Raw genomic sequence first — 24,811 nt, forward strand, 5'->3', positions numbered from 1 at the left:
ATAAAAGAAATGAAGATGTCAAAAAAAGAAAAATTATCTTTCGATGTATTAATAGAAATTCCAAAAGGGAGTCGTAATAAATATGAATACGATTTTACATTAAATAAAATCCGTTTTGATAGAACACTTTTCTCATCCATGATGTATCCAGGAGATTATGGTTTTGTACCAGAGACTCTTGCACTCGATCAAGATCCTTTAGATGTGTTAGTACTCTCTACAGAACCATCATATCCTATGGTTGTGATGGAAGTAAGACCAATAGGTGTATTTCATATGACTGATGAAAAAGGACCAGATGAAAAAATAATATGTGTACCAGTATCAGATCCTGTTTGGAGTAAGAGATCTGATATAGCAGATTTGAATCCACATCGTTTAAAAGAAATAGAACATTTTTTTCAGGTTTATAAAGACTTAGAAAAAAAGAAAGTTGACGTTGGTGGTTGGGGAAATGCTGAAGATGCTACAAAAATATTTCATGAATGTGTGAAGCGTTATAATGAAAGTGAGCATAAAAAGAAGCGTACATTTACGATTTAAATATGACGATTTAAGAATCATAGATTATTTAGCATATAACTATCAAAAAAGCAATATCGATTAATTGATATTGCTTTTTTCGTAAAATTTAATTCATTTTACTACTTTAGCGGACGATAAAAATTTAACTAACCTAATTTAAAACGTATGGAATTTATTGTAAAGTTTCTACCAGCATTTGGTGTATTGGCATTGTTGTTTGTATTCATCAAAAATATGTGGGTATCAAAACAAGATGCTGGTGAAGATAAAATGGCAAGAATTGCGAAGAATATCGCTGTTGGTGCCATGTCATTTTTAAAAGCAGAATATAAGGTATTGGCCATTTTTGTTGTCGCTGTCGCTGTTCTGTTATTCTTTAAAGGTAATTCAGAAGAAGGCTCTAATGGAATGGTGGCTGTATCATTCATAGTAGGTGCTATTTGTTCTGCCTTGGCCGGATTTATAGGTATGCGAGTAGCTACCAAAGCTAATGTAAGAACAACACAAGCTGCTAGACATTCTTTAGGTAAAGCTTTAGAAGTTGCTTTTGCTGGTGGTGCTGTAATGGGCTTAGGTGTTGTTGGTTTAGGTGTTTTAGGTCTTAGCGGACTTTTTATGATATATAGTGGACAAGGATGGGAATTAGGTGAAATATTAAATGTTTTATCAGGATTTTCATTAGGTGCATCTTCAATTGCATTATTTGCGCGTGTTGGTGGAGGTATTTATACCAAAGCTGCTGATGTTGGTGCTGACCTTGTTGGTAAAGTAGAAGCTGGTATTCCAGAAGATCATCCTTTAAATCCTGCTACAATTGCAGATAACGTTGGTGATAATGTTGGTGATGTTGCAGGTATGGGAGCCGATTTATTCGAGTCTTATGTAGGATCAATTATAGGTACAATGGTATTGGGTGCTGTTTATGCAACTTTACCAGAATTTCAGTCACAATTTGATGGCTTAGGTGCAGTTTATTTACCATTAGTACTGGCTGCAGTTGGTATAGTAATGTCAATTTTAGGAACATTCTTTGTACGTGTTAAAGATGGTGGAAATCCACAAACAGCATTAAATATTGGTGAATTTGGTTCGGCAGGTTTAATGTTAGTTGCTTCTTATTTTATTATCAACCAGATGTTACCAGAAACTTGGGTTGATGGTGGTGTAACTTATACTTCTATGGGTGTATTTTGGGCGACCATTGCTGGTTTAGTGGCAGGATTGTTAGTTGGTAAAGTAACAGAATATTATACTGCAACTGGTAAAAAACCAGTGATGTCTATTGTAAAGCAATCTGAAACAGGATCTGCCACAAATATTATTGCAGGTTTAGGTGTTGGTATGATGTCAACAGCTATTCCAATTTTATTAATTGCTGCTGCAATTATGGTTTCACATAATCAGGCAGGTCTTTATGGTATTGCAATTGCTGCTGTTGGGATGTTAGCTAATACAGGTATTCAATTAGCTGTTGATGCTTACGGACCTATTTGTGATAATGCAGGTGGAATTGCTGAAATGGCGGAATTACCGAGTGAAGTACGTGAACGTACAGATAAATTAGATGCTGTTGGTAATACAACCGCAGCTATAGGTAAAGGATTTGCTATTGCATCTGCAGCATTAACTGCTTTAGCGTTATTTGCTGCCTTTATGAAAACAGCCAACGTCACTTCAATTGATGTTTCTAGACCAGATATCATGGCAGGATTATTAATTGGTGGTATGTTACCATTTGTATTTTCTGCATTATCTATGAATGCTGTTGGTCGTGCTGCCATGGCAATGATCGAAGAGGTTCGTCGTCAGTTTAGAGATATTCCAGAATTAAAAGCTGCTTTAGAAGTGATGCGTAAGTATGATTCTGATATGACAAAAGCGTCTCCTGAAGATAGAAAGATATTTGATGCTGCTGATGGTGTAGCTGAATATGGTAAATGTATTGATATATCGACCAAGGCTTCTATTAAAGAAATGGTATTGCCAGGATTATTAGCAATTGCTGTTCCTGTAGCAGTAGGATTTATTGGTGGTGCTGAAATGCTAGGTGGTTTATTAGCAGGTGTAACCACTTGTGGTGTATTAATGGCAATTTTCCAGTCTAATGCTGGTGGAGCATGGGATAACGCTAAGAAAACGATAGAAGAAGAAGGTCGTAAAGGAACAGATGCTCATAAAGCAGCCGTTGTTGGTGATACTGTTGGTGATCCATTTAAAGATACTTCAGGTCCTTCGTTAAATATCTTGTTGAAATTAATGTCTGTTGTAGCCTTAGTTATTGCTCCGAGTATTGCAATAATGGCAGAAACAGGATTAGCAACAAATGATCAAGATGTTTCTATTGAAATGACTATTGATTCTAAAGATCTAGCAAAAGCAACAGTTGATTACTCAACAACAAAAGATGGTGAAAAAGTATCTGAGACCATTATTTTTGAAGGCACGAAAGCTGAAGTAGAGAAAAAGTTAAATGATTTTGAAGCAACATTAACCAATGATGCTGGTGAAGTTGAAAAAGTCATCGAAAAAGTCGATATTACTAAAGAATAGACTTTAGAAATAGAATTTGCAAGCCCTCATAATTATTTATGAGGGTTTTTTATTTAATAAAGTTTGTTTAAAAATTGGTAGGAATTAAATACACTTAGCTGTTATATACAAAAGAGATTAACAACTCTAACAGACAAACTTAATTTAATCAATACATTATGAAAATCATTAAAAAATTCCCCAATCTTATTTTAGTGCTTTTATTCGCTTTGGTGAGCTTAACTTCTTGTCAAAAGGACGATAGTCCTTCGGGAGGTGAACAACAAGAAATTATTCCAGACACGTTTTCTGAATATTTTGGAAATGAAATTTCAAGGAACTTCCTTGGTAATGTCATTGACACTAATAAAAACCCAATTGAAGGAGTTACAATTACCATTGGTAACGAAACAGCAACAACAGATATTAATGGTGTATTCATCATAAACAATGTTAATGTAAAAGAGCGTTTTGGATATATTAAAGCAGAAAAAGCAGGATATATTCATGGTTCTCGTAGCGTTGTGCCATCTAATGGAACTAATAAGGTAACAATTATGTTATTGGAAGCTACAGTCGTTGGTACAGTGAGTAGTGGTTCTGCTGAAACAGTTTCTATGGCTAATGGAAGTTCTGTAAGTTTTGATGGTAATTTTGCTAAAGAAGATGGTTCTGTGTACACTGGTTCTGTTAATGTGATAATGCATCACTTAGATCCTGCAGATGATGATATGTCAATGCAAATGCCAGGCATGTTATATGCAGAAAATATAAATGGAGCTGAACGTATGCTACAAACGCTTGGGATGCTAGCTGTAGAATTGAGAGGTGATAATGGTGAAGATTTAAACTTGGCTGATGGTTCTACTTCTGAAATTAAAATTCCTGTAGATGCTAGTTTAATGGGAATGGCACCAGCTACAATTCCACTTTGGTATTTCGATGAAGTCAATGGGTATTGGAAAGAAGAAGGCCAAGCGACCTTACAAGGTAATATGTATGTCGGTAATGTATCTCACTTTTCTTTCTGGAATTGTGACATACCAGCTGAGGCTATTACATTATGTGTATCTGCAACAGATGACGATGATAATATTTTAAGTAATCTTTATATAAGTATTACAAGTGCAACATTTGGATCTCGTGGTGGCTATATTGACGATAATGGAGAAGTTTGCGGATTTGTGCCTAGTGGAGAGACTTTAGAGTTAGGTGTCTTTAGTTATGGTATCTGCGGAAATGAACCGTTGTATTATCAAGTAATTGGACCTTTTTCAGAAGACTCTAGCATTTCAGTGATTGTACCAGAAAATGCAGACCTAATTGCTGAAACAGTTATAGGAAGCTTCAATACTTGCGATGATAATGCTGTAACAGATGGTTATGTACAGTTACTTTATGCAGGGCAAACATTTACAGATGCTGTAAGTGATGGATCCTTCGAAATAAATTTGTTACGTTGTGAAGAAGATAGCACGTTTAAGATTAAGGCTAGTGATTATGTTAATCTACAAACTACAGATAGTATAAGTTATACTTTTACAACACCTCTAACTGACATTGGTACTATAAGCGCGTGTAATGCAATCACAGAGTTTATTCAATATACTATTGATGATGGTGAAACGATTTTTATAATTGATGGTATTCAAACCGGATTTTCTGAAGTTTCTGATGCTGTTAATGGACCAAGGCTAAACATTAGTGGTTTTGGAAATAGTACTGGGAACAATACTTGTTTTTATTTGATGGGAGTATTGGATGATACAAATTATGAAGGTACTTACGATACTTTCGATTGGAACGACCCTAACGATACAGGCTTCAATATACAAGAATGTATAAACATGTCTAATACCAATAATAACATAGTCTACAACCTAACAAGTTTTGGTGGAGTAGGAGAATACATCGATATTAATTTTAGTGGTGATTACGAGGACTATGATGGAAATCCGCATACTATTAATGGTATAGTTCATGTATTCAGAGACCAGTAAATAAATTCCTTGAAAAAAATAAGAAAGCCTTCATTCTAACGTTATAGAATGAAGGCTTTTTAATTTGTGAGAAATTTAACGCAACCTTTTTACAGTTTCAGTATCTTACAAGTAGAAACCATCATCAATCATCAATCAAAAAATGAAGTCAGTTACCTCTATATGGCGAGTTATATCTATATGTTTTCTTTTAGTTATTTCTTGTGAAAAGAATAGTAAACCTCCTAATGAAAATAAACTAAAAGAAAATCCAGAATTTTTAACTGATTATCTAGGCGAAAAAATAAAAAGAGATTTTACAGGTACATTAACAGATAGTGATAAAAACCCATTAGAAAATGTAACCATCACCATAGGAAATAAAACTTCTACGACTGCAATTGATGGTGATTTTTATTTAAGAAACGCTGATGTAAATACCAATTTCGCTTATATAGAATTTAAAAAAGAAGGCTATAAAGATTATGCTATAAGTATGAAGCCTGTAGACTCAATTAATGAGTTGACTATTGTACTACTAGAAGAAAGTGAGCTATGCTTATTTTGGTTTTGTAAACACAACCACAATCTGCCAAATTCTAAAAATTAATAAATTTTAATAAGATTTTTCACGCAACCATTTGTTGATTTCAGTATCTATTAAGAAAGAAAACTAAAATCAATCGCTATGAAATCAACGAAATTTATCTCTACCTTATTATTTGTTCTACTCATTATTCTTAATGGATGTCAATTAGATGATGGACCTTATGACTACAATAATCAACAAGAAAACATTCCAGATACTTTCTCAGATTATTTTGGTAACGAAATAAATAGAGATTTTATTGGTAATGTAGTGGACAAATACAATCAACCACTGTCAGGTGTGGCTATTACTATAGGAGGTGAGACCGTGCAAACAGATATTAATGGAATATTTATATTGGAGGATGCAATTGTCAATGAACGTTTTGGGTATGTAAAAGCAACAAAAGCAGGCTATTTAGATGGTTCTAGATCAATAGTACCTGCAGAAGGCACAAATAAAGTAGAGATAATGCTACTAGAAGCAAATCCTATTGCCACTATAAATAGTGGATCTGCCGAAACTGTTAGTTTAACCAACGGAAGCTCGGTAAGTTTTGATGGCAATTTTGTTAAGGAGGATGGTTCGCTTTATGACGGGAGCGTCGATGTAATTATGCATCATTTAGACCCAACGGATGATGATATGGAAATGCAAATGCCTGGTATGCTATATGCACAAAATGAAGATGGTGCAGAACGTATGCTACAAACCTTAGGAATGCTAGCAGTAGAATTAAGAGGTTCTGGCGGTGAGGATTTGAATTTAGCAGAAGGGTCTACCTCAGAAATTAAAATTCCTGTAGATGCAAGTCTAATGAGTATGGCACCTGCAACCATACCTCTTTGGTATTTTGATGAAATCAATGGGTTTTGGAAGGAAGAAGGCCAAGCTATTTTACAGGGTAACTTTTATGTGGGTATTGTAAGCCATTTCTCATTTTGGAATTGCGATATACCAGCTGAAGCAATAACGCTATGTGTCATAGTAACAGATGCTGAAAACAATCCTATTAATTATTTAACCATTAATATTACTAGTTCTGTATTTGGTACAAGGAATGGATTTACGAATGAAAGAGGTGTGGTCTGCGGGCTTGTACCAAGTAATGAAACACTTATACTTGAAATATACCAAACAGAAGTATGTGGTGATTTGTCGTTAATTAGTGAAAATATTGGTCCTTTCTCCTCTGATGATACTATTTCAATTGTTATTCCAGATAATGGAAACATATCCACTGAAACAATAGTTGGAACAATTAATAACTGCGAAAATGAAAGTATTGAGAATGGCTACGTAATTTATACTCACAACGATAACAGCACATATCAATTAGTCAGTGATGGAAATTTTGAATTTAACGTCTCAAGATGTACAACTGTAGATACTTTTAGTTTAAGGGCAATCAATCTAGATGCTTCTGAAACAACTAATACTACTGAATATGAATTTGATACACCGATTACAAACGTAGGTGCCTTAAATACATGTATTTCTCAAGAAGAATATATTATTTATTCTATTGATAGCACGACAGAAGTCTTTTTTGAAGATAATATTGATGTTGATTTAAACGAAAATAATTTTACAATTATTAGATTATTTGATAACAGTACAACTTCTAAGTTTTTAGCCGATTTGCCAAGTCAAACTGGTAATTATGTCACTTCAAGCACAAATACCATGATTTTCAATTTTGCATATTTGCAAGATGGCTATCTTCAATATATTACGGCATCGACTTATGGAATCTCCATAGATGTAACATATATAGGCTCTGGTATTGGGGATTTCATAGATATTGGATTTAATGGTACCTTTTTAGATCCGCAAGGTTTGTCTCATACCATACAGGGCAATGCACATGTACGAATAGACGAATAAAAATTTAAAAGCCTTCTCAATTGAGAAGGCTTTTAAGTTTTATAAAGTTAATCGATATTTCTATAAAGTATAAGTCAACCTAAAAGTAATAAATCGCGGCTGAATAAACGTTTCTGAACTAAATACAGAGATGTTGCCTGCTCCATTACTAATATTAGAATCGATATCTAATAGGTTAGAAGCTCTTAGAGAATATTCCCATTTAGCGTCTCTATCTTTTCTATAACGTAAGGATGCATTCCAGGTTTTGAAATCTTCAACTTCTCCAGCATTTTCTTGTTCTGTGTATGTGAAGTCTGTTATAAAAGTCACTGAATTCCAGATGTAAGCATCAAACTCAATTGAAGGTGCTCTTGTAATAAATTTATTAGTATTTGTTCCTTGGTCATTGTTTCTAACTGTGTAACCATAGCGTAATCTTACGTTAGGTGCTTCTCTAAAATTAGTACGAATTTCTGGTGTATAATTTTGTGTAAAGCTTTCATTAATCGTAGGGTTTGTTCTAGTTTGTATAAATTGGTTAAACTTACTGTAACTAAAGTTAGCTCTTATACTTGCTCTTATTTTTCCAAAAGTTCGTTGCACTCTTCCAAATAATGAAGCGTTTTCATCTGCAAACTGTGAGTTGAAAAATGTACTGGTTCTAATAACGCTTTCAAAATTTGTTAGTGATCTAATTTGATCCTCATTCTTGCTATAATTGAAACCTGCAAACACATTGGTGTAATTAAATAAGTTAAAACTACTATAGAACAAACGTATATTGTGTGATAACGCATTTTGCAATTCTAGGTTTCCAAATTGTATGTTATTAAAGTTATTTAGTACTAGACCTTCAGCAATATTAGTAACATCAGTAAACGTGTTTGTCATATTGTAATTTAACTGTAGACTTTCACTCTTCTTAAATTGAATACGTGCTTCAAAGTCAGGGAGTACGTTAAAGAAGTTATCTTCAAAAGTTGTTCCTCCTTGAGTATTTTTATTGCCATAAGCATGAAACGATACACCAGGTGTAAATGTGAATTTCCCTGTTTTAAATCTATAGTGTACACCTAAATAAAAGTCTCTAAAACTGTACTCAACATCGTCATTGGTAGCAGATAATAAATTACCATCTAAATCTGTAGTAGTTGGCGTTGGATCTAATCGTGTACCATCATCCAAAAGTTGAAATATATTAGAATTAAACTTTTGGTTACTCAAAATAGTTCCTAACGTAAGGTTAATATTACTCTTGGCATTCAAAATATTATAGTAATCTAATTTGGCGTCTAATTGATTAGATTTAATACGTTGTTCTTGGTTGATATTATAACCAGGCTGTGTTGTATCTAAACCTAAACCTGAAGCTGTTGTGTCAAAAGTATCATTATCAGGATCTAGTAATGCGTTATAAAAAGGGTCTTCGTCTTTTATTAAATGTTGGGCTTCTAAAGCAAAAATGTTATTTTCATCTAAGGTGTAGTAATAATTTAAGGTCTGATTAATACTAAATGGCTTAACCTCATTCACTTGATTGGTATTGCCTAAAATAGAGGAGAATAAATTTTGACGTTCTTGATCATCTGATATACGACCTAAAAGATCATAGTCTAATTGATTATTGACATTTGGCTTATATGATGCACTTAACTTAGCAATAGCTTGGTTTGAAGCTTCTCTTCCTCTTGAGACTGTCGCTTCGTCTGGTGGTAAACTTTCAGATTCGTCAATTGGTGTTGTAGGGTCATCTTCGAGTTCGATGTAATCTATAAAACTATCTTCGCGTGTTCTTAATCGACTACTGTTATATATTACAAAGCCGCTTAAATCTAAAGCCTTGTTAGGTGAATAACTGAAGTTTGCCGTCGCTAATTTAGTGATAACTTCTTGCGAGTTTTGAATATTAGTAAGACCACCAAGCCCATTATCTCCAAGGTTTATATTGGTTCCGCTAGTACGGCTGGGTAATCTAAAGCCAAATCCACCACCAAAATTTCTTAAATCTCTATTGGTTAGAGCTACTTCACCTATATTATTCATGTCACCAATAATATTAACACTATATTTTGGACTGTAATAGAATAGCTTTGGCTGAACAAGGTACAATTCGTCATTTGGAGATGGTGCTGTACCAGCACCAGCAGTAACATCACCAAACCAAAAGTTTTCTTTACCTTCTTTTAATTTAATATTGATGGCAACATTATCTTGATTATTTTGCACACCTCTTAACTGTCCAACCTCTGCATAGTTTCTTAAAACTTGTACTTTGTCTACAGCATTGGAAGGAATATTTTTAGTCGCTAATTTAGTGTCACCATCAAAAAAATCTTTTCCATTTACCATCAATTTATTGACTGTTTTGCCTTCAACTTCAATTTGCCCGTCCTCATTAATTTCTACACCAGGCAGTTTCTCTAAGATGTCTTCTAGTTTTCGTTCTGAGCCATTTTTAAAAGAGTCAGCATTATAAATTAACGTATCACCTTTTATAGTAACTGGCATTTCGTAAGTTAACTCTACAGTATCTAATGAATTATCTGGTAGTAATTTAAAGTCTCTTGTAATATCTACTTCTTCAGTAGTAATTAGTGCTTCAGAAGTTTTTAAACCAATGTAACTTACTTGTAGTTTGTATTTTCCATTTTTGCCAAGAGATAATATGTATTTACCTTTATTATCTGTGATAGCATAAGACTCTAATGCATTTGTTTCTTGATTGATTGCGATTACATTAGCTAATTCTAACGGTTTACCAATACTATCTTTTACAACACCTTGCATTTTAATTTGAGCAAAAGAGTTGCCTGTTACTACTAAACATAGTAGTATTAATAATTTTTTCATCTTTTGATTATTTCTTGTTTGATTGGTTAATGAAATACGCTTTGTAAGCTTACTTTCATCAAATTAAAATAGATTTAATTTTTAGTTTCTTCTACCTCCACCGCGTCCTCCGCGATTTCTACCACCATACATTTCGCGCATTTCATTCATTTTTTTGGTGATAATCTCGTTGTATTCTGCCTGAGTAACGACATCTCCTTTTTCTGGCTTTTCAATAGCTTCCTTCTCTTCAGGATTCATTACAATTTTTGTGCACAAAATTGTAGTTCGGTCAGCATTTATTTCTAAGATTAATCCTGGTAATCCCCAATAATCATCTGGACCTTGATTAACAGGTATCTGCACTGTATACCAAGCAACAACTTCTATGGTTTTAGGCACTTCTACTTCACTCATAGGATCGACATCTTTACTAGCTTGGTCATCAGTTTTTGTGGAATCTTTAGCCTTCTTTCCTTCTTCTTTGTCAGAGTTGTCTCTATCTCTACCACGTCTTGGTCTCATACTTCTCCAATCGAATTCATCTACAGTTTTTGTTGCTGTTGCCTTAAAACAAGTGTATTGTCCAATCTGCTTGGTTTCAGTTCCCATTTTCCACTCTAAAGATTTCAATTCATCTTTGATTAAAAATTGCTTCCCAAAAAACTCTTGATCTTGGATGAGCTCTTTGCTTTGTACATTCTTATATTGAGGTCCACCTGTTAAACTAGACCCAAAACCACCAAAACCTCTTCCACTTCCTGGTGCTTCAAGTTTTTCATCTTCTTTATAAATAGATTCTGTTTTATTAAAAGTAAGTATGTACTCTTTTTCTAAGAAGCTTTTCATACGCGCTTCTATTTGTTTCTTTCTTTCTGGACTCATTTCGCGACCGCCAAAATCGTCTAAGTTCATAGTTGTCTTAGACATATAGTAGGCTTTGCCTTGAAAATCTTGCTGAGCAAATGAAATTGAACAAAGGCAAAATAATAGTAATGATGTTAGTTTTAAAAGTGGCTTTTTCATCTTAAATGGTTAATGTTGTTAGGCAAATGTAAGTTTATAATTTTAAGAGTTTCTTAAAAAAAAGTTACATAAATTGGTTAACAACAATATTAATATAAGCTTAGACTTATTTAGATGCTAAAGGTTAAATTTGCTTGCGTTAAACTTGTGTTAATTAATTAACCTCTTCTACGCCCACCACGATTATTTCTAAACTCTTTCATTTTCTCAATAATAGTTTTTTGATATTCCGCTTTGGTAACAACTTTCCCCTTTTCTGGAGCTTCAATTTCAATCGTTTCTTCAGGGTTTAATACTATTTTTGAACATAGCATAGTGGTATTATCCGCACTCACTTCTAATATCAATCCTGGAAGTCCCCAATATTCTAATGGTCCATGGCCTACTGGTATTTGAGGTGAATACCAAGCTTCAACCTCTGTCATTTTAATTTCAGAAGCTGTCGAATCGGTTTCTGTATTATTTCTTAATCTATCCCAAGAGAAATTATACCAAGTAAGTTCGTTTGTCGGTATAGAAGCTGTAGCTTTAAAACAGGTATAGTTTCCGATTTCTTTAGTTTCAGTTTCCATTTTCCATTGTATGTCTTGCAAATTATCTTTAACCAAGAATTGTTTACCGTAAAATTCTTGTTCTTGTATTTGAGAATTTGATTTTACATTTTTGTATTGTTCACCTGGAGTAAAATTCTTTCCCCAAGAGTCAGTTGCACCAGACATTGCGTCTAATTTCTCATCTTCATAGAATACAGACTCTTCTTTGTTAAAAGTTAAAACATATGTTTTTTCTAGTCTATTTTTTAGTCGTGCAGCAACTTGCTTTTTTTGTTCCTCACTTAATCTTGCTCCCCAATTACCAAGCTCCATTGTAGATTTAGAAAAATAATATGCTTTGCCCTGAAATTCTTGGACATTAGAATCTACAGTTTTACCTTCATATGTGATAAATGAAAGTAATATTGAGAAAGTCAATACGCTGGTTTTTAATAGGATGGATTTCATGATAATTAAGGTTTAAAATTTACTATGTTTAACAATATTATTAAATTATTAAACAAAAGTATTTTAGTTTATCAAAAAATTAACACTATCAATTTGCAACAAGGCAGCATAAAATAAAGTCTTACAGCCTTTAACCACCAATAGTTATTGAGATACCTTCTCCCTCTCTACCTTTTCTTGGTTTGAAACGCTCCATCATTTCTTTAGCCTTCTTATCCATGATTTCATCGTACTTTTCTTGATTGACTTCTTTACCTTTTGTTGGTTTTTCAATCACTACCTTATCCTCAGGATTTAATACAATCTTGCTACAAATCACAGTAAGTTTACCATCATGTACTTCTAAGATTAGACCTGGTAAACCATGATACATTGCAGGACCATTGTTTACTGGGATTTGAGGTGTGTACCAAGCCGTTACTACACGTGTTTCCATCTCTGGCTCTTTTTCTTCCTCTTTTTCATCCTCAGCATCACTAGAAAATCCTGAATCATCAAAAACTTCTACTTGTTTTGTATATGTAGCTTTGTAACATTGATACTCACCTATATACTTAGTGTCTGCTTCAAGTTTCCAATCAATTTTTTCAATATCATCTTTGACTAAGAAAATTTTTCCCATAGTGTCTTTTTGATCTACGTAGCGTTGATCTTTAGTATTTTTATATAACACATCAGATCCACCTCCACCTCCTACCATGACTACTTGAAATTCTCCGCCCATGGCTGCTTGTGGTTTATCTAAAGCAACATCTTCTTTATATAAAGATGCTTCTTTACTAAAAGTTAATTGAAAGGTTTTTTGAAACTGTTTTTTCATCATCTCCATCATTCTGGCATGCATTTCAGAATTCATCTGTGTGCTATCCATTTTAATATCAACACTTCTTTGTGTCTTGTAAGTCGCTACACCTTGAAAATCTTGTGCATTAACAGTTGTTAAGGTAACTGTTAATGCTAAGATTACTACTCTAATAATTGTTGTCATTTGATTGAATTTTAAATTAAAATATTTTCTTTTAATAGCCATATTTAGCTTTTGTTAAACTGTCCTTTTTTTCTTGTAACCATATGGGAGGTAAACCTATTGATATTCTATTTTCATTAACTTTTTCTAGATTGGTAATCATATTAGAATAACTACCATCTGGTTTAGTATAAGTTCCATTAACTTGTGGCTCGCCATTATATAAATAATACTGATCAATTACAGGTCCCAAAACACTTGGTGAACATTCTCCTTTTTTTATATACTCTTTCAATTTAGGTATAAAATAATTTACTCTAATAGAGTCTGATGTATGCAATAAAATGCCATCTATAGATACTGGTGTCTTGTCGATGTTAAAACCACCAATAACTTTTTCATTAGGATACCCGAAGTCATCAAAAATTTCAATGAGTCGTTTAGTATTGTAATCATCAATTTCTTCTTGTTTTGCTTTCATTTCATCACTTTTCATAAAGCCAGCTTGTGCTCTGTATTTTTGATCATTAGCTTTCATTTCTGCAATTTCTTGCCTTAAGTCTAAATTTAAACTAGATAGATACTCTTTTCTTAAAGTGTCATAGTTAGCAATTAACTCTTTACCTCCTTCGGAAGCAAATACGTTATCGAAATTTGAATTCCTTTGCATACTCTCTAATGTAGAACCATTAGCAATTTTCTTTTTCATAAAAACTAATGCCAAATCGTCTTTTTTCAAAATAGCACATGTTTCAGCAAAATTAGAAATCTCATAATACATTTGGGTGTTAATGGGCACACAAGAGTAAAAAGCAGACTGATACAATTCAAAAGCTTTTTCATAATTCTCGGTCATATATTCCAAATCCGCTTTGTAAATGTTTTGATAATAATCATCTATATAATTCTGCTCGTTAACTTTTTCCTTTTGTAGAAAAGAGTTTAAAATAACTAAAAGTATAATTGTAAAATGCTTCATAAGTTTAATATTTTTATTGATTGATTTCACAAATATCAAACATCATTTTCAATTCTAAAGTTAACCAACGTTAACGTGTGTTAAGCGATTAGTTTTAATACAATTTTACATCTACATTTGAAACATGAATGATAAATTATACAGATATATATTATACATTATTATCTCTGTTATTCTTATAACAATAGGAATTCAAGTTTATTGGAACTATAAAAATTACCAAACCAATAAGCAGCAATTAATTAGAGATGTGCAGATAAGTCTTGATAAAGCTGTAGATGATTATTATGCCAGTTTAGCTAAAGAAACTTCTTTTGCCTTTACAACTAGTGATTCTGTACCACAGCATTTGTTTAAAAACGATTCTAGCACATCGTCTTATATAAAATCTTTTGAGAGGAGCTTTGATTCCTTAGATTTTGTTGATATTAAAAATATTGAAGGAGTGCGAGTAGTTAAAGGTTTATCATCTGATTCTTTGCGAATTAATTTAACTCAAGATTCATTAAACTTTCATAATATTGAATTGTTAACCACAAAGGTTTTTATTTCATTAAGAAACGATTCTTTAGATGTTAGAAAAGTGAACAAACTACTTTATGACGATTTAAAAAGAAAGGGTCTAGACCTTGACCATCATTTAGCCTATTACCATTCTATGCCAGATGAAAATTCGAAACTTTACAAGATGAGGAGTAATCCTAGATTTAGTAAAATTTTTAAAGAGAAGAAATTTAACATTTATGTAAAGTCAAAATCAACGTTTCTTCCAACAGGAAGCCTCCTCAAATTAGGGTTCTCCAATGAAACTCAAAATATACTAAAACGCAGTATTGTTGGTATTCTAACCTCGATACTATTAGTACTAGCTGTTATAAGTTGTTTATTCTATTTACTAAAAATTATTAAACATCAGAAGCAATTAGCCGAAGTAAAAAACGATCTTATCAGCAACATTACACACGAGTTTAAAACACCAATTGCAACAATAGGTGTTGCCTTAGAAAGTATTAATAGCTTTAACGCAATAGAAGATAAAGAGAAGACAAAAAAGTATATTAATATGTCTTCAGAACAGTTGGGTAAACTTAACATTATGGTTGAGAAATTACTAGAAACAGCAACTTTAGATAGTGATAATTTAGAGTTGAATAAAGAGTCGGTTGATGTTGTAGAATTATTAAATTCTTTAGTTAATCGTTATAAAATTCAGTTTCCAGAAAAGGAATTCAACACGAGTTTTAAGGTTGAAAGTTTATTAGCTAATATTGATGTATTTCATTTTGAGAATGCAATAAATAACATTTTAGATAATGCGGTTAAGTATGGAGGGCAAATAATCTCTATTGATTTAATTCCTAAAGCTTATATGTTTGATACATTAATTTCTGATAATGGCAATTCATTATCCAAAGCGAATAAAGAACGAATTTTCGAAAAATTTTATCGCGTACCAAAAGGTAATACACACGATGTAAAAGGTTTTGGTATAGGGTTATATTATACTAAAACTATTGTAGAAAAACACCATGGTTCTATAACTTTAGATTTAAATAAAAATCTTACGACATTTAAAATTACACTTCCAAATGGCAGATAGTATAAAATTATTATTAGCTGAAGATGAAGCGGCTTTAGGACAAATTATAAAAGAAAGTCTCGAAACTCGAGATTTTGAGGTTGTACTTTGCGATAATGGTGAAAAAGCCTTTGAAGCTTACAAATCTGAGTCTCCAGAAATTTTAGTGCTAGACGTAATGATGCCAAAAAAAGATGGCTTCACTTTGGCAAAAGAGATCAGAACTATTGATGATGCTGTTCCTATAATATTTTTAACTGCAAAATCACAAACGGCTGATGTGGTTGAGGGATTCTCAATAGGAGGAAATGACTATCTTAAAAAGCCTTTTAGTATGGAAGAGCTTATTGTTAGAATTCATAATCTTATAAGCAGAACCAAAGTTCAGAAAACATCTAAAGTTTTAGAATTGGGTAATTATACATTCAATTTTCCTAAGCAACAATTACAATTTAAAAATGAAGAGCCTTCACAATTAACACATCGTGAGGCACACTTACTATTTCATCTTATAAAAAATAGAAATGAAGTTTTAGATCGTTCTCTTATACTAAATAAACTATGGGGAACAGATGACTTTTTCTCAGCCAGAAGTATGGATGTGTTTATTACTAAGCTACGCAAAAGGCTAAAAAAGGATGAGAATATTCAGATTATTAATGTTCGTGGATTTGGGTATAAGTTGACGGTTTAGACAAGTTAATTTTTTAAAATCAAAAATTACTTTTTACATAAACTGGATCAATTTTTGTACTTTTCTGAATCCTATGCAAAAGCTATTTTATATAATTTTCTTTTTAAGCTTTACATGCCTTGCCCAAGAACAAATAAAAGCAAGTATTGTAGATTCAACAAAGTTAAAAGCTGAAAGTGTTTTTGGTATTGATACTTTTGGAACACTCTATTATACAACTGAAGACAACTCTTTTCATAAAAGAACAAAAGATACCACAATTACTTATACTAATTTTCAACTAGGTGAAATCACTTCAGCAAATACCTTTAATCCGTTAAAAATAAATCTCTTTTATCAAGATTTTAATACGGTTGTAATTTTAGATAATCGATTGGCAGAAATCTATAAAATTGACTTTAACATTATTCAGCCATATAAAAACGTCTCTCATGTTTCAACGGGTTTTGATAATACGATATGGGTTTTTAATCAAGATTTGCAACAGCTAGAATTATATGACTACAAAACTAATAAAGTAAGATTGAAAACAGTACCAGTGCAGTCTAGCGTTATTGACTTAAAGAGTGATTACAACAATTGCTATATGCTAACAGAAAACTATTTATACATTTATAGTTATTTCGGAAGCCTAATTGCAAAATATAAAAACAAAGGTTATGATAAATTGGCTTTTAGTAAAGGTCATTTGGTATTGAAAATGGAAAATCAACTCTATATATTACCAAAAAATGCTTCTGATATTGAACTCGTAGAACATCCAAAAATGTTAATAAATCAGTTTTTGGTAACCAATGAAACCTTGTATATTTACGACGATGAAACTCTACGTCAATACCAATTAAAAATAGAATAAATTATGCATGTTGCTGTTGCAGGAAATATAGGGGCTGGTAAGACTACGCTCACAAAATTACTAGCTAAACATTTTAAATGGGAAGCGCAATTAGAAGACGTAGTTGACAATCCTTATTTAGATGATTTTTATAATCAGATGGAACGTTGGAGCTTCAATTTGCAGGTTTATTTTTTAAACAGTAGATTTCGTCAGGTCAATCAGATACATAGTAGCGGAAAAGATATTATTCAAGATAGAACCATATATGAAGATGCACATATTTTTGCTCCCAACCTTCATGCTATGGGTTTAATGACTAATCGTGATTTTGAGAATTATTCTTCGCTTTTTGAGCTTATGGAATCTTTTGTAAAAGGTCCAGACTTATTAATTTACTTACGAAGCTCTATTCCGAACCTAGTCGCGCAGATTCACAAACGTGGGCGTGATTATGAGAACACAATCAGTATTGATTATCTTAGTAGATTGAACGAGCGCTATGAAGCATGGATTACTAAATATGATAAAGGAAATCTATTAATTATCGATGTAGATAATTTAGATTTTGTTGCCAACCCTGAAGATCTAGGTGGTATTATCAATAGAATTGATGCTCAGATTAATGGGTTGTTTTAATTATTGAATAAAACCATGTTCTCGGGCATGATCAATAGCTTGTGAACTACTCTCTACCATTAAAACTTCTGTGGTTTTATAGTTTTCAATAAGTCCTCTAACCCGTAACATTTTCTTTTTGTGTTTTACACTACGTAGATAAATTGCCAAAATACGATCAGGAAATTCTTCAGCTATTTCCATGTAAATATCTGGATCGTGTTCGCCGCTGTCTCCAATTAAAATAAAATGTAAATCTGGATATGTTTTTAAAAGATTTAGAATTTCTTTTTGTTTTTGTGGCTTATCGTTTTGAGATTTTTTCTTCAAAAAATTACTCATACTTCTTAATAGAATGGGACCTTTAGGAAACTTGTTTTGTTTTAGAAACAATTCTAAATAACGATATAAATTCCATGGACTGTGGCTTACATAAAAAATAGGATTAGCATTCTTACCAGATTTACCTCTGTGAAGCATATGATAAAATTCGGCAGCACCTTCTAAAGGGCTTCTGTTTTTAGCATGCTTAAAGATGGAATTATAAATCACTTTCCATTTTAATGTAGACACTACTCCTGTATGTAAAATAGTATCATCTATATCGCTTGCTACGCCAAACTGTGCATTAGTTGATGGGATTAATATTTCACCTGGAAAACGATTTTCATTCTGTATAGTCCTCTTTATGTTTACATCATTATAGGACAACTCAAAGGAGAGCCAGCCTTCTTCATTAGTTAATGCTTCTAAATTTTTTAGATTGCCTTCAACTTTATAATAGCCATTATTATCTGTAACACCCTTTAAAATTTTGTTGTTAGGTAACTTAATATTAATACCAACGTTTTTAATTTCATCGGTTTCAAAACGTTTCCATGTGTTTATAATAAGATGCCATATGTTTTGAGATTCTAAGTCTATAGATTCATCTTCTAAGGCTCTTCCACGAGCATAAAAATGAGAATCTGTGCCATAACCTTGAAAAGCAATAATCTGTAAAGGATCTTTTTTAAACCAGCTCAAACTTAGATTTTAATTAGAATTTTCAAGATACTAAAATCTATAGTTATCAATAGTATTTTGAAAGATCAAATATTCCAAAATTGTTAAATATTTCATTAAATTTTAGATGTATGACAATTTCAAGGAAATACCGATTAAAGATTTATTATTTTAGTACCAATATCTAAATATTATCCTAATTCAAACCAACCGTATTATGAATTCGAAGATTCACAACCGCTTAAGTTTTAAATACACTTTAATTAAAAAAGTATTATATACACTAATTATCGTATTCGTTTTTAATTTTAGTGGAGCTCAAAATGAAGAAAGCAATGCAACTCCATCACCCAATTATAGAGCTGCAGCGAAATATTCTCCAACTAATTTGGGCAAACTAATACATTCAACTTCTGTAAGACCACATTGGTTAAAAAATGGAAATCGATTTTGGTATCAATATAAAACCACTGAAGGTTCTAAGTATTATATTGTTGATGCAGATAATCGAAGTAAAAAAGAACTTTTTGATAACGAAAAAATGGCACGTTGGTTAACAGAAATGACCAAAGATCCTTATGATGCAAAGCATTTACCTCGTTTCGATTTTAAATTTGTAAAAAACGAAACTGCTATTCAATTTTATGTCACTTCAACGGAAAAAGTAGAAGAGGAAAAGGATGAAGAGAGTGAAGAAGATACTAAAGAAATAGATTCAACAGAGACTAAGAAAAAGAAAAAAGCTAAGCCAAAGATGGTAAATAAGGTTTATCATTTTGAGTATCGTTTGGGTAGTAACACGCTCACACTTTTAGATAATAAAAAGAAAGACAAAGAGGATTGGAAAAAATGGGCCAATATTGCCCCAGACAGCTCTATAGTTCTATTTTCTAAGCACTACAATTTGTATTGGATGGATAAGGAAAATTTTCTTAAAGCAGTAAAAAATGAAAAGGATACAACTATAGTTGAAAATAAATGGACTAAAGATGGTGAACTCTATTATTCATACGGTGGAGGTAGTGGAAGAGGCGAAACCAATGAATCCATGAAAGAGGATAAAGACAAACGCAAACGTGTGTTTGGAATTTGGTCGCATGATTCTAAAAAGTTTGTATTTCAAAGAACAGATTCGAGACATATTGGTGACCTTTGGGTAATAAATACTACTGCAAGTAAGCGTCCTACTTTAGAAACTTATAAATATCATATGCCGGGTGAAGACGAGTATTATAAAACAGAACTTCATGTTTTTGATATCCCTTCCAAGAGCAGTATTCAGGTAAAGCTCGATTCGATAAAGCAGCAGAGTGTCTGGGTATATAGAGAACCGTTAAAAAAATCGAGTTATGATGATGACTTTAAACCTTCATTGCTGCTATCTAAAAAGGGTAAAATCTACTATAGCACTATAAGTAGAGATCGCAAAAAAATGGATATCTGCGTAGCTGATATTGATACAGGAGAAACTAAAGTTTTAATTGAAGAGCGTTTTAATACATACATAGAGTCACGTCCTTTAGTGCTCTTGAATAATGAAACCGAAATGCTACACTGGGCAGAACGTTCTGGTTGGGCACATTATTATTTGTATGATACCGAGGGTAAGTTGAAAAACCAGATAACAAAAGGTTCTTACCACGTGGAAACTGCTATTGGTGTCGATGAAAAATCGAGAACGCTATATTTTTCAGCTCATGGAATTCCGAAAGATCAAGATCCATATTATGAGCATGTCTATAAAATTAACCTTAATGGTGCTGGTCTTAAAGCCCTTAATCCAAGTGAGTTTAATACAAGAACAGACATGGCAGATTCTAATGGTTTTTTTGTGAATAATTATTCAAGAGTAAATACTGTACCAAAATCTGAATTAAGAAACAGTTCTGGTAATGTTGTAATGCAATTGGAAGAAGCAGACCTATCGCAACTCTTTGCTACTGGTTATAAATTTCCTGAACCATTTAAGATGAAAGCAGATGATGGTATTACGGATATTTACGGAGTAATGTACAAGCCATTTCAAATGGATTCTACAAAAAGATATCCATTATTAGAATATGTATATCCAGGTCCTCAGACGGAAGCTGTCAACAAATCCTTTTCTGTACGTATGGATCGCTTAGATAGAATGGCACAAGTTGGTTTTATTGTCGTTACAATGGGAAATCGTGGTGGACATCCAGACCGATCAAAATGGTATCATAATTATGGTTATGGAAATCTTAGAGATTATGGTTTAGCTGATAAAAGACATGTTGCAGAACAATTAGCCGATAAATATGATTTTATTGATATTGATAAAGTGGGTATTTATGGCCATTCAGGTGGAGGTTTTATGTCAACAGCTGCAATGTTGGTTTATCCGGATTTTTTTAAAGTTGCGGTTTCTTCAGCTGGTAATCATGACAATAACATCTATAATAGCTGGTGGAGCGAAACGCACCATGGTGTACAAGAAGAGATTGACGATGATGGAAACGTAAAATATAAATACATGATTGACAACAATCAATCTTTGGCTAAAAACCTAAAAGGAAAACTGATGCTTATTACAGGAGATGTAGATAATAATGTACATCCAGGTGGTACTATTAGAATGGCAAATGAATTGATTAAAGCTAACAAACGTTTTGATTTTATGCTAATGCCAGGTCAGCGCCATGGTTTTGGCAATATGACTGAATACTCATTTTGGCTTAGAGCAGATCACTTTAGTAAACATTTTTTAGGTGTTGAAGCTTCTAGTGTAGATATTATTGAAATGAATAGAGACAAGCCAAAAGCGAAATCTTAATTACAAATTAAATGTATAAAAAAACCACGCTTATTAGCGTGGTTTTTGTTTTTATTTTGACCATTATTTATATTCCAAAGGCAGTTTTCACCTTATCAACATAATCTAATTTTTCCCATGTAAATAATTCTACATCAACTGATATCGGTTCTCCATTTAGTTGATTAAAATTTTTGGTAACAACTTCATTATCTCTTCCCATATGTCCATAAGCAGCAGTTTCACTATACATTGGTTGACGTAATTTTAAACGCTCTTCGATAGCAGCTGGTCGCATATCAAAAAGTGTTTCTACTTTTTTTGCGATTTCACCATCGGTTAGATTAAATGGACAAGTGCCATAAGTATCAACAAATATGCCCATAGGTTCTACAACACCAATAGCATAAGACACTTGCACTAATACTTCTTCACACAATCCTGCTGCAACTAAATTTTTAGCTATATGTCTTGTAGCATAGGCTGCACTTCGATCTACTTTACTAGGATCTTTACCAGAAAATGCGCCACCACCATGTGCACCTTTTCCTCCGTAGGTATCAACAATAATTTTTCTTCCTGTTAAACCTGTATCTCCATGTGGTCCACCAATAACAAATTTCCCTGTTGGGTTAATATGATATGTAATAGAATCATTAAATAAGTGTTGTATTGCTTCTGGTAATTTAGCAACAACCCGTGGGATTAAAATTTCAACAATATCTTTTCTGATTTTGCTTAACATAGCATCGTCAGAATCGAATTCATCGTGCTGAGTAGAAACTACAATGGCATCAATACGTTGAGGTGTATTGTCATCACCATATTCAATAGTTACTTGGCTTTTAGAATCTGGACGCAAATAGGTAATCTCTTTATTTTCACGACGTAGATCAGCCAATTCTTTTAAAATCCTATGAGATAAGTCTAAAGCCAAAGGCATAAAATTTTCTGTTTCGCTTGTAGCATATCCAAACATCATTCCTTGGTCACCTGCCCCTTGTTCTTCTTTAGAAGCTCTATCAACTCCACGATTTATGTCTTCAGACTGCTCGTGGATTGCGGAAAAAACACCACAAGAATTACCATCAAACATATATTCGCTTTTAGTATAACCAATCTTGTTTATAGTATCTCTTGCAATTTTTTGTACATCTAGATAAGTAGTAGATTTTACTTCACCAGCAAGAACAACTTGTCCTGTAGTTACTAAAGTTTCACAAGCCACTTTAGACTCAGGGTCAAAGGCTAAAAAATTATCAATTAGAGCGTCACTAATCTGGTCCGCTACTTTGTCTGGATGACCTTCAGAAACACTTTCTGAAGTAAATAAATATGACATAATTCCTATTTTAGGTATAGTTAGTATGAAAAAATTTGAGATTGCTTGGTCGCTAGAGAAGTACAAAACTTACTGCTTTAGCATTTTTTATTGAGGTTGCAATCAGACAAATTTTTCCTCTTAAATCTGTGCAAAAGTACAGATTAAAATTAAAACTGAAAACCAAAATGTAATAAGAAAGTTTTTAAATTAAATATGGTGCTTTAATAGTCTTCCTATTTATTCTAAAAAGTCTTAGTTTTACGTTATGCTTTCAAAGAAAACAAAATACGGAATAAAAGCCTTAGTCTATTTGGCTAGGCAAGAAGATCGTGTTCCTGTTCAAATTTCTGTTATTTCTAAATCAGAAAATATATCTCGAAAATTTTTGGAAAGTATATTATTGACCTTAAGAAAAAATGGCATTTTAGGATCTAAAAAGGGAAAAGGAGGAGGTTATTACCTATTAAAAGACCCAAAAGATATTCCGATGACTACAATAATGCGGCTTCTTGAAGGTCCGATAGCAATGGTACCATGTGTAAGCCTCAATTTCTATGAAAAGTGTGATGATTGTCCAGATGAAAATGCTTGCGCTGTACATAATGTAATGCTGAAGGTACGTGATAATACTTTAGAGATATTCAGAAATACAACATTAGCGGATTTATCTGATTAACAGATTCGCAAAAATACCTTATTACTTTTATGAAATTAGTACTAAATAATTATAAAAGAAGTTTTATGTTTGCATTATCCTACTAAATCGATAGGAATAAAGGATTAATAAAATAATAATATATTATGGATAATGTCATTCAGACAGATTTAAGCTTAGCAAAAGAAGAACAGACCTTCACTGAGCCTCAAGAAAATATAAAAAGAAGTATTGTTAAGACAATAAGCTGGCGAGTCGTTGGGACTTTAGCGACAGTCACGATTTCGTATCTAATTACTGGTACAATGGCTTTAGCTTTCTCAATTGGAGGTATAGAATTAGTATCTAAAATGGCACTCTACTTTTTTCACGAACGCACTTGGAATAACATAAAATGGGGAAAATGATACATATAGACATCGACGATTGGAATAAAAAATTGAAATATAAAACGCCTATTGAAATTGCAGAATGGGCATTAAAATTGTCAGACAATTATATTGTAACCACAAGTTTTGGTATTTACTCTTCGGTTTTATTGAGTACAATGTCAAAACTAGATAATGATATACGAGTTGTTTGGTGTGATACTTTATACAATCAACCAAGTACTTACGAGCATGCGTCTCGTTTAATAAGAAAGTATAATCTTAATATTCTTAAATACCAATCTTTATATACTAAGGAGGAAATTGACGCAACAATTGGATTACCGAGTTTAGAGGACGATAATCATGCAATTTTTTCTGAAGCTGTAAAACTTGAGCCTTTTAGACGCGCTTTAAAGGAGCAAAATCCAGACGTTTGGTTTACTAATATTAGAGTAAGACAAACCGAATATCGTAACAAGAAAGATATTTTGAGCTTCAGTAAGGATGGAATACTTAAGGTTAGCCCTTTTTATTATTGGAGTGATACAGATTTAGATGCTTATATAGCAGAAAATCAATTAATAAAAAACGGATACTATTTCGACCCTATTAAGGCTTTGCTTAATAGAGAATGTGGAATACACTTCCAATAATCAGAACA

20 protein-coding genes are annotated in these 24,811 nt (G+C 32.5%); 13 read left to right on the top strand and 7 right to left on the bottom strand.

Going from position 1 to position 24,811, the window contains the following annotated elements; translation table 11 throughout:
• The first annotated feature begins 15 nt into the window (after positions 1 to 15).
• The 5 genes from Q0822_RS14735 to Q0822_RS14755 all read left to right on the top strand — a co-directional run bounded on the left by Q0822_RS14735 (position 16) and on the right by Q0822_RS14755 (position 7,509).
• Positions 16 to 543 carry an inorganic diphosphatase gene (locus Q0822_RS14735; RefSeq protein ID WP_299124990.1) on the top strand — a complete coding sequence of 176 codons (528 nt, stop codon included), beginning with the start codon at positions 16 to 18 and terminating at the stop codon, positions 541 to 543.
• Between the two features lie 147 nt (positions 544 to 690).
• On the top strand, positions 691 to 3,075 hold the full coding sequence (locus Q0822_RS14740) for a sodium-translocating pyrophosphatase (RefSeq protein WP_299124991.1): 2,385 nt from the start codon (positions 691 to 693) through the stop codon (positions 3,073 to 3,075).
• 158 nt (positions 3,076 to 3,233) lie between these two features.
• On the top strand, positions 3,234 to 5,054 hold the full coding sequence (locus Q0822_RS14745; RefSeq protein WP_299124992.1) for a hypothetical protein: 1,821 nt from the start codon (positions 3,234 to 3,236) through the stop codon (positions 5,052 to 5,054).
• A 142-nt stretch (positions 5,055 to 5,196) separates the two neighbouring features.
• Positions 5,197 to 5,643 carry a carboxypeptidase-like regulatory domain-containing protein gene (locus Q0822_RS14750; RefSeq protein WP_299124993.1) on the top strand — a complete coding sequence of 149 codons (447 nt, stop codon included), beginning with the start codon at positions 5,197 to 5,199 and terminating at the stop codon, positions 5,641 to 5,643.
• Between the two features lie 78 nt (positions 5,644 to 5,721).
• Positions 5,722 to 7,509: a hypothetical protein gene (locus tag Q0822_RS14755; protein WP_299124995.1), complete on the top strand. Its 1,788-nt coding sequence runs from the start codon at positions 5,722 to 5,724 to the stop codon at positions 7,507 to 7,509.
• A 60-nt stretch (positions 7,510 to 7,569) separates the two neighbouring features.
• Here the strand turns inward: Q0822_RS14755 and Q0822_RS14760 are convergent, their stop codons facing one another.
• The 5 genes from Q0822_RS14760 to Q0822_RS14780 all read right to left on the bottom strand — a co-directional run bounded on the left by Q0822_RS14760 (position 7,570) and on the right by Q0822_RS14780 (position 14,293).
• Entirely contained in the window at positions 7,570 to 10,341 is a 2,772-nt protein-coding gene (locus tag Q0822_RS14760) for a TonB-dependent receptor (protein ID WP_299124997.1), read from the bottom strand.
• Positions 10,342 to 10,422: 81 nt separating this feature from the next.
• A complete protein-coding gene (locus tag Q0822_RS14765; protein WP_299124999.1) occupies positions 10,423 to 11,346 on the bottom strand; it encodes a GLPGLI family protein in 924 nt (307 codons plus the stop codon).
• A 158-nt stretch (positions 11,347 to 11,504) separates the two neighbouring features.
• Positions 11,505 to 12,347: a GLPGLI family protein gene (locus Q0822_RS14770; RefSeq protein ID WP_299125000.1), complete on the bottom strand. Its 843-nt coding sequence runs from the start codon at positions 12,345 to 12,347 to the stop codon at positions 11,505 to 11,507.
• Between the two features lie 130 nt (positions 12,348 to 12,477).
• The gene (locus Q0822_RS14775) at positions 12,478 to 13,335 is read right to left on the bottom strand and encodes a GLPGLI family protein (RefSeq protein ID WP_299125002.1); all 858 of its coding nucleotides are present in this window, start codon (positions 13,333 to 13,335) and stop codon (positions 12,478 to 12,480) included.
• Between the two features lie 31 nt (positions 13,336 to 13,366).
• The gene (locus tag Q0822_RS14780) at positions 13,367 to 14,293 is read right to left on the bottom strand and encodes a hypothetical protein (protein WP_299125003.1); all 927 of its coding nucleotides are present in this window, start codon (positions 14,291 to 14,293) and stop codon (positions 13,367 to 13,369) included.
• Between the two features lie 124 nt (positions 14,294 to 14,417).
• On the opposite strand from Q0822_RS14780, the gene Q0822_RS14785 reads away from it, so the two are divergent.
• The 4 genes from Q0822_RS14785 (at position 14,418) to Q0822_RS14800 (ending at position 18,040) form a co-directional block, all read left to right on the top strand.
• Positions 14,418 to 15,893 carry an ATP-binding protein gene (locus Q0822_RS14785; RefSeq protein ID WP_299125005.1) on the top strand — a complete coding sequence of 492 codons (1,476 nt, stop codon included), beginning with the start codon at positions 14,418 to 14,420 and terminating at the stop codon, positions 15,891 to 15,893.
• Positions 15,883 to 16,566 carry a response regulator transcription factor gene (locus Q0822_RS14790; RefSeq protein ID WP_299125010.1) on the top strand — a complete coding sequence of 228 codons (684 nt, stop codon included), beginning with the start codon at positions 15,883 to 15,885 and terminating at the stop codon, positions 16,564 to 16,566. The genes Q0822_RS14785 and Q0822_RS14790 overlap by 11 nt, the downstream gene beginning before the upstream one ends.
• A 73-nt stretch (positions 16,567 to 16,639) precedes the next feature.
• Positions 16,640 to 17,422, top strand: a complete 783-nt coding sequence (locus tag Q0822_RS14795; RefSeq protein ID WP_299125012.1) for a hypothetical protein — start codon at positions 16,640 to 16,642, stop codon at positions 17,420 to 17,422.
• A 3-nt stretch (positions 17,423 to 17,425) separates the two neighbouring features.
• The gene (locus Q0822_RS14800; protein WP_299125015.1) at positions 17,426 to 18,040 is read left to right on the top strand and encodes a deoxynucleoside kinase; all 615 of its coding nucleotides are present in this window, start codon (positions 17,426 to 17,428) and stop codon (positions 18,038 to 18,040) included.
• Here the strand turns inward: Q0822_RS14800 and Q0822_RS14805 are convergent, their stop codons facing one another.
• Positions 18,041 to 19,045, bottom strand: coding sequence for a phosphatase domain-containing protein (locus Q0822_RS14805; RefSeq protein ID WP_299125018.1), 1,005 nt, complete (start codon positions 19,043 to 19,045; stop codon positions 18,041 to 18,043).
• 196 nt (positions 19,046 to 19,241) lie between these two features.
• Here Q0822_RS14805 and Q0822_RS14810 point away from each other — a divergent pair, with 196 nt between their 5' ends.
• Positions 19,242 to 21,821: a DPP IV N-terminal domain-containing protein gene (locus Q0822_RS14810; protein WP_299125020.1), complete on the top strand. Its 2,580-nt coding sequence runs from the start codon at positions 19,242 to 19,244 to the stop codon at positions 21,819 to 21,821.
• Positions 21,822 to 21,888: 67 nt separating this feature from the next.
• Here the strand turns inward: Q0822_RS14810 and metK are convergent, their stop codons facing one another.
• Positions 21,889 to 23,142, bottom strand: coding sequence for a methionine adenosyltransferase (gene metK / locus Q0822_RS14815; RefSeq protein WP_299125022.1), 1,254 nt, complete (start codon positions 23,140 to 23,142; stop codon positions 21,889 to 21,891).
• A 247-nt stretch (positions 23,143 to 23,389) separates the two neighbouring features.
• Here metK and Q0822_RS14820 point away from each other — a divergent pair, with 247 nt between their 5' ends.
• The 3 genes from Q0822_RS14820 (at position 23,390) to Q0822_RS14830 (ending at position 24,803) form a co-directional block, all read left to right on the top strand.
• The gene (locus Q0822_RS14820; RefSeq protein WP_299125023.1) at positions 23,390 to 23,800 is read left to right on the top strand and encodes an Rrf2 family transcriptional regulator; all 411 of its coding nucleotides are present in this window, start codon (positions 23,390 to 23,392) and stop codon (positions 23,798 to 23,800) included.
• A 125-nt stretch (positions 23,801 to 23,925) separates the two neighbouring features.
• Positions 23,926 to 24,186 carry a DUF2061 domain-containing protein gene (locus Q0822_RS14825; RefSeq protein WP_299125025.1) on the top strand — a complete coding sequence of 87 codons (261 nt, stop codon included), beginning with the start codon at positions 23,926 to 23,928 and terminating at the stop codon, positions 24,184 to 24,186.
• Positions 24,183 to 24,803 carry a phosphoadenosine phosphosulfate reductase family protein gene (locus tag Q0822_RS14830; RefSeq protein WP_299125028.1) on the top strand — a complete coding sequence of 207 codons (621 nt, stop codon included), beginning with the start codon at positions 24,183 to 24,185 and terminating at the stop codon, positions 24,801 to 24,803. Before Q0822_RS14825 ends, Q0822_RS14830 begins: the two co-directional genes overlap by 4 nt.
• Positions 24,804 to 24,811: the final 8 nt, after the last annotated feature.

This window comes from uncultured Winogradskyella sp. (assembly GCF_947496485.1).
GTDB lineage: Bacteria > Bacteroidota > Bacteroidia > Flavobacteriales > Flavobacteriaceae > Winogradskyella.

What these genes read in the sequence shown, in the direction of transcription:
- Q0822_RS14735 (WP_299124990.1), top strand. Translation starts at nt 16, where the DNA reads ATGTCAAAAAAAGAAAAATTATCTTTCGATGTATTAATAGAAATTCCA.
- Q0822_RS14740 (WP_299124991.1), top strand. Translation starts at nt 691, where the DNA reads ATGGAATTTATTGTAAAGTTTCTACCAGCATTTGGTGTATTGGCATTG.
- Q0822_RS14745 (WP_299124992.1), top strand. Translation starts at nt 3,234, where the DNA reads ATGAAAATCATTAAAAAATTCCCCAATCTTATTTTAGTGCTTTTATTC.
- Q0822_RS14750 (WP_299124993.1), top strand. Translation starts at nt 5,197, where the DNA reads ATGAAGTCAGTTACCTCTATATGGCGAGTTATATCTATATGTTTTCTT.
- Q0822_RS14755 (WP_299124995.1), top strand. Translation starts at nt 5,722, where the DNA reads ATGAAATCAACGAAATTTATCTCTACCTTATTATTTGTTCTACTCATT.
- Q0822_RS14760 (WP_299124997.1), bottom strand. Translation starts at nt 10,341, where the DNA reads ATGAAAAAATTATTAATACTACTATGTTTAGTAGTAACAGGCAACTCT.
- Q0822_RS14765 (WP_299124999.1), bottom strand. Translation starts at nt 11,346, where the DNA reads ATGAAAAAGCCACTTTTAAAACTAACATCATTACTATTATTTTGCCTT.
- Q0822_RS14770 (WP_299125000.1), bottom strand. Translation starts at nt 12,347, where the DNA reads ATGAAATCCATCCTATTAAAAACCAGCGTATTGACTTTCTCAATATTA.
- Q0822_RS14775 (WP_299125002.1), bottom strand. Translation starts at nt 13,335, where the DNA reads ATGACAACAATTATTAGAGTAGTAATCTTAGCATTAACAGTTACCTTA.
- Q0822_RS14780 (WP_299125003.1), bottom strand. Translation starts at nt 14,293, where the DNA reads ATGAAGCATTTTACAATTATACTTTTAGTTATTTTAAACTCTTTTCTA.
- Q0822_RS14785 (WP_299125005.1), top strand. Translation starts at nt 14,418, where the DNA reads ATGAATGATAAATTATACAGATATATATTATACATTATTATCTCTGTT.
- Q0822_RS14790 (WP_299125010.1), top strand. Translation starts at nt 15,883, where the DNA reads ATGGCAGATAGTATAAAATTATTATTAGCTGAAGATGAAGCGGCTTTA.
- Q0822_RS14795 (WP_299125012.1), top strand. Translation starts at nt 16,640, where the DNA reads ATGCAAAAGCTATTTTATATAATTTTCTTTTTAAGCTTTACATGCCTT.
- Q0822_RS14800 (WP_299125015.1), top strand. Translation starts at nt 17,426, where the DNA reads ATGCATGTTGCTGTTGCAGGAAATATAGGGGCTGGTAAGACTACGCTC.
- Q0822_RS14810 (WP_299125020.1), top strand. Translation starts at nt 19,242, where the DNA reads ATGAATTCGAAGATTCACAACCGCTTAAGTTTTAAATACACTTTAATT.
- metK (WP_299125022.1), bottom strand. Translation starts at nt 23,142, where the DNA reads ATGTCATATTTATTTACTTCAGAAAGTGTTTCTGAAGGTCATCCAGAC.
- Q0822_RS14820 (WP_299125023.1), top strand. Translation starts at nt 23,390, where the DNA reads ATGCTTTCAAAGAAAACAAAATACGGAATAAAAGCCTTAGTCTATTTG.
- Q0822_RS14825 (WP_299125025.1), top strand. Translation starts at nt 23,926, where the DNA reads ATGGATAATGTCATTCAGACAGATTTAAGCTTAGCAAAAGAAGAACAG.
- Q0822_RS14830 (WP_299125028.1), top strand. Translation starts at nt 24,183, where the DNA reads ATGATACATATAGACATCGACGATTGGAATAAAAAATTGAAATATAAA.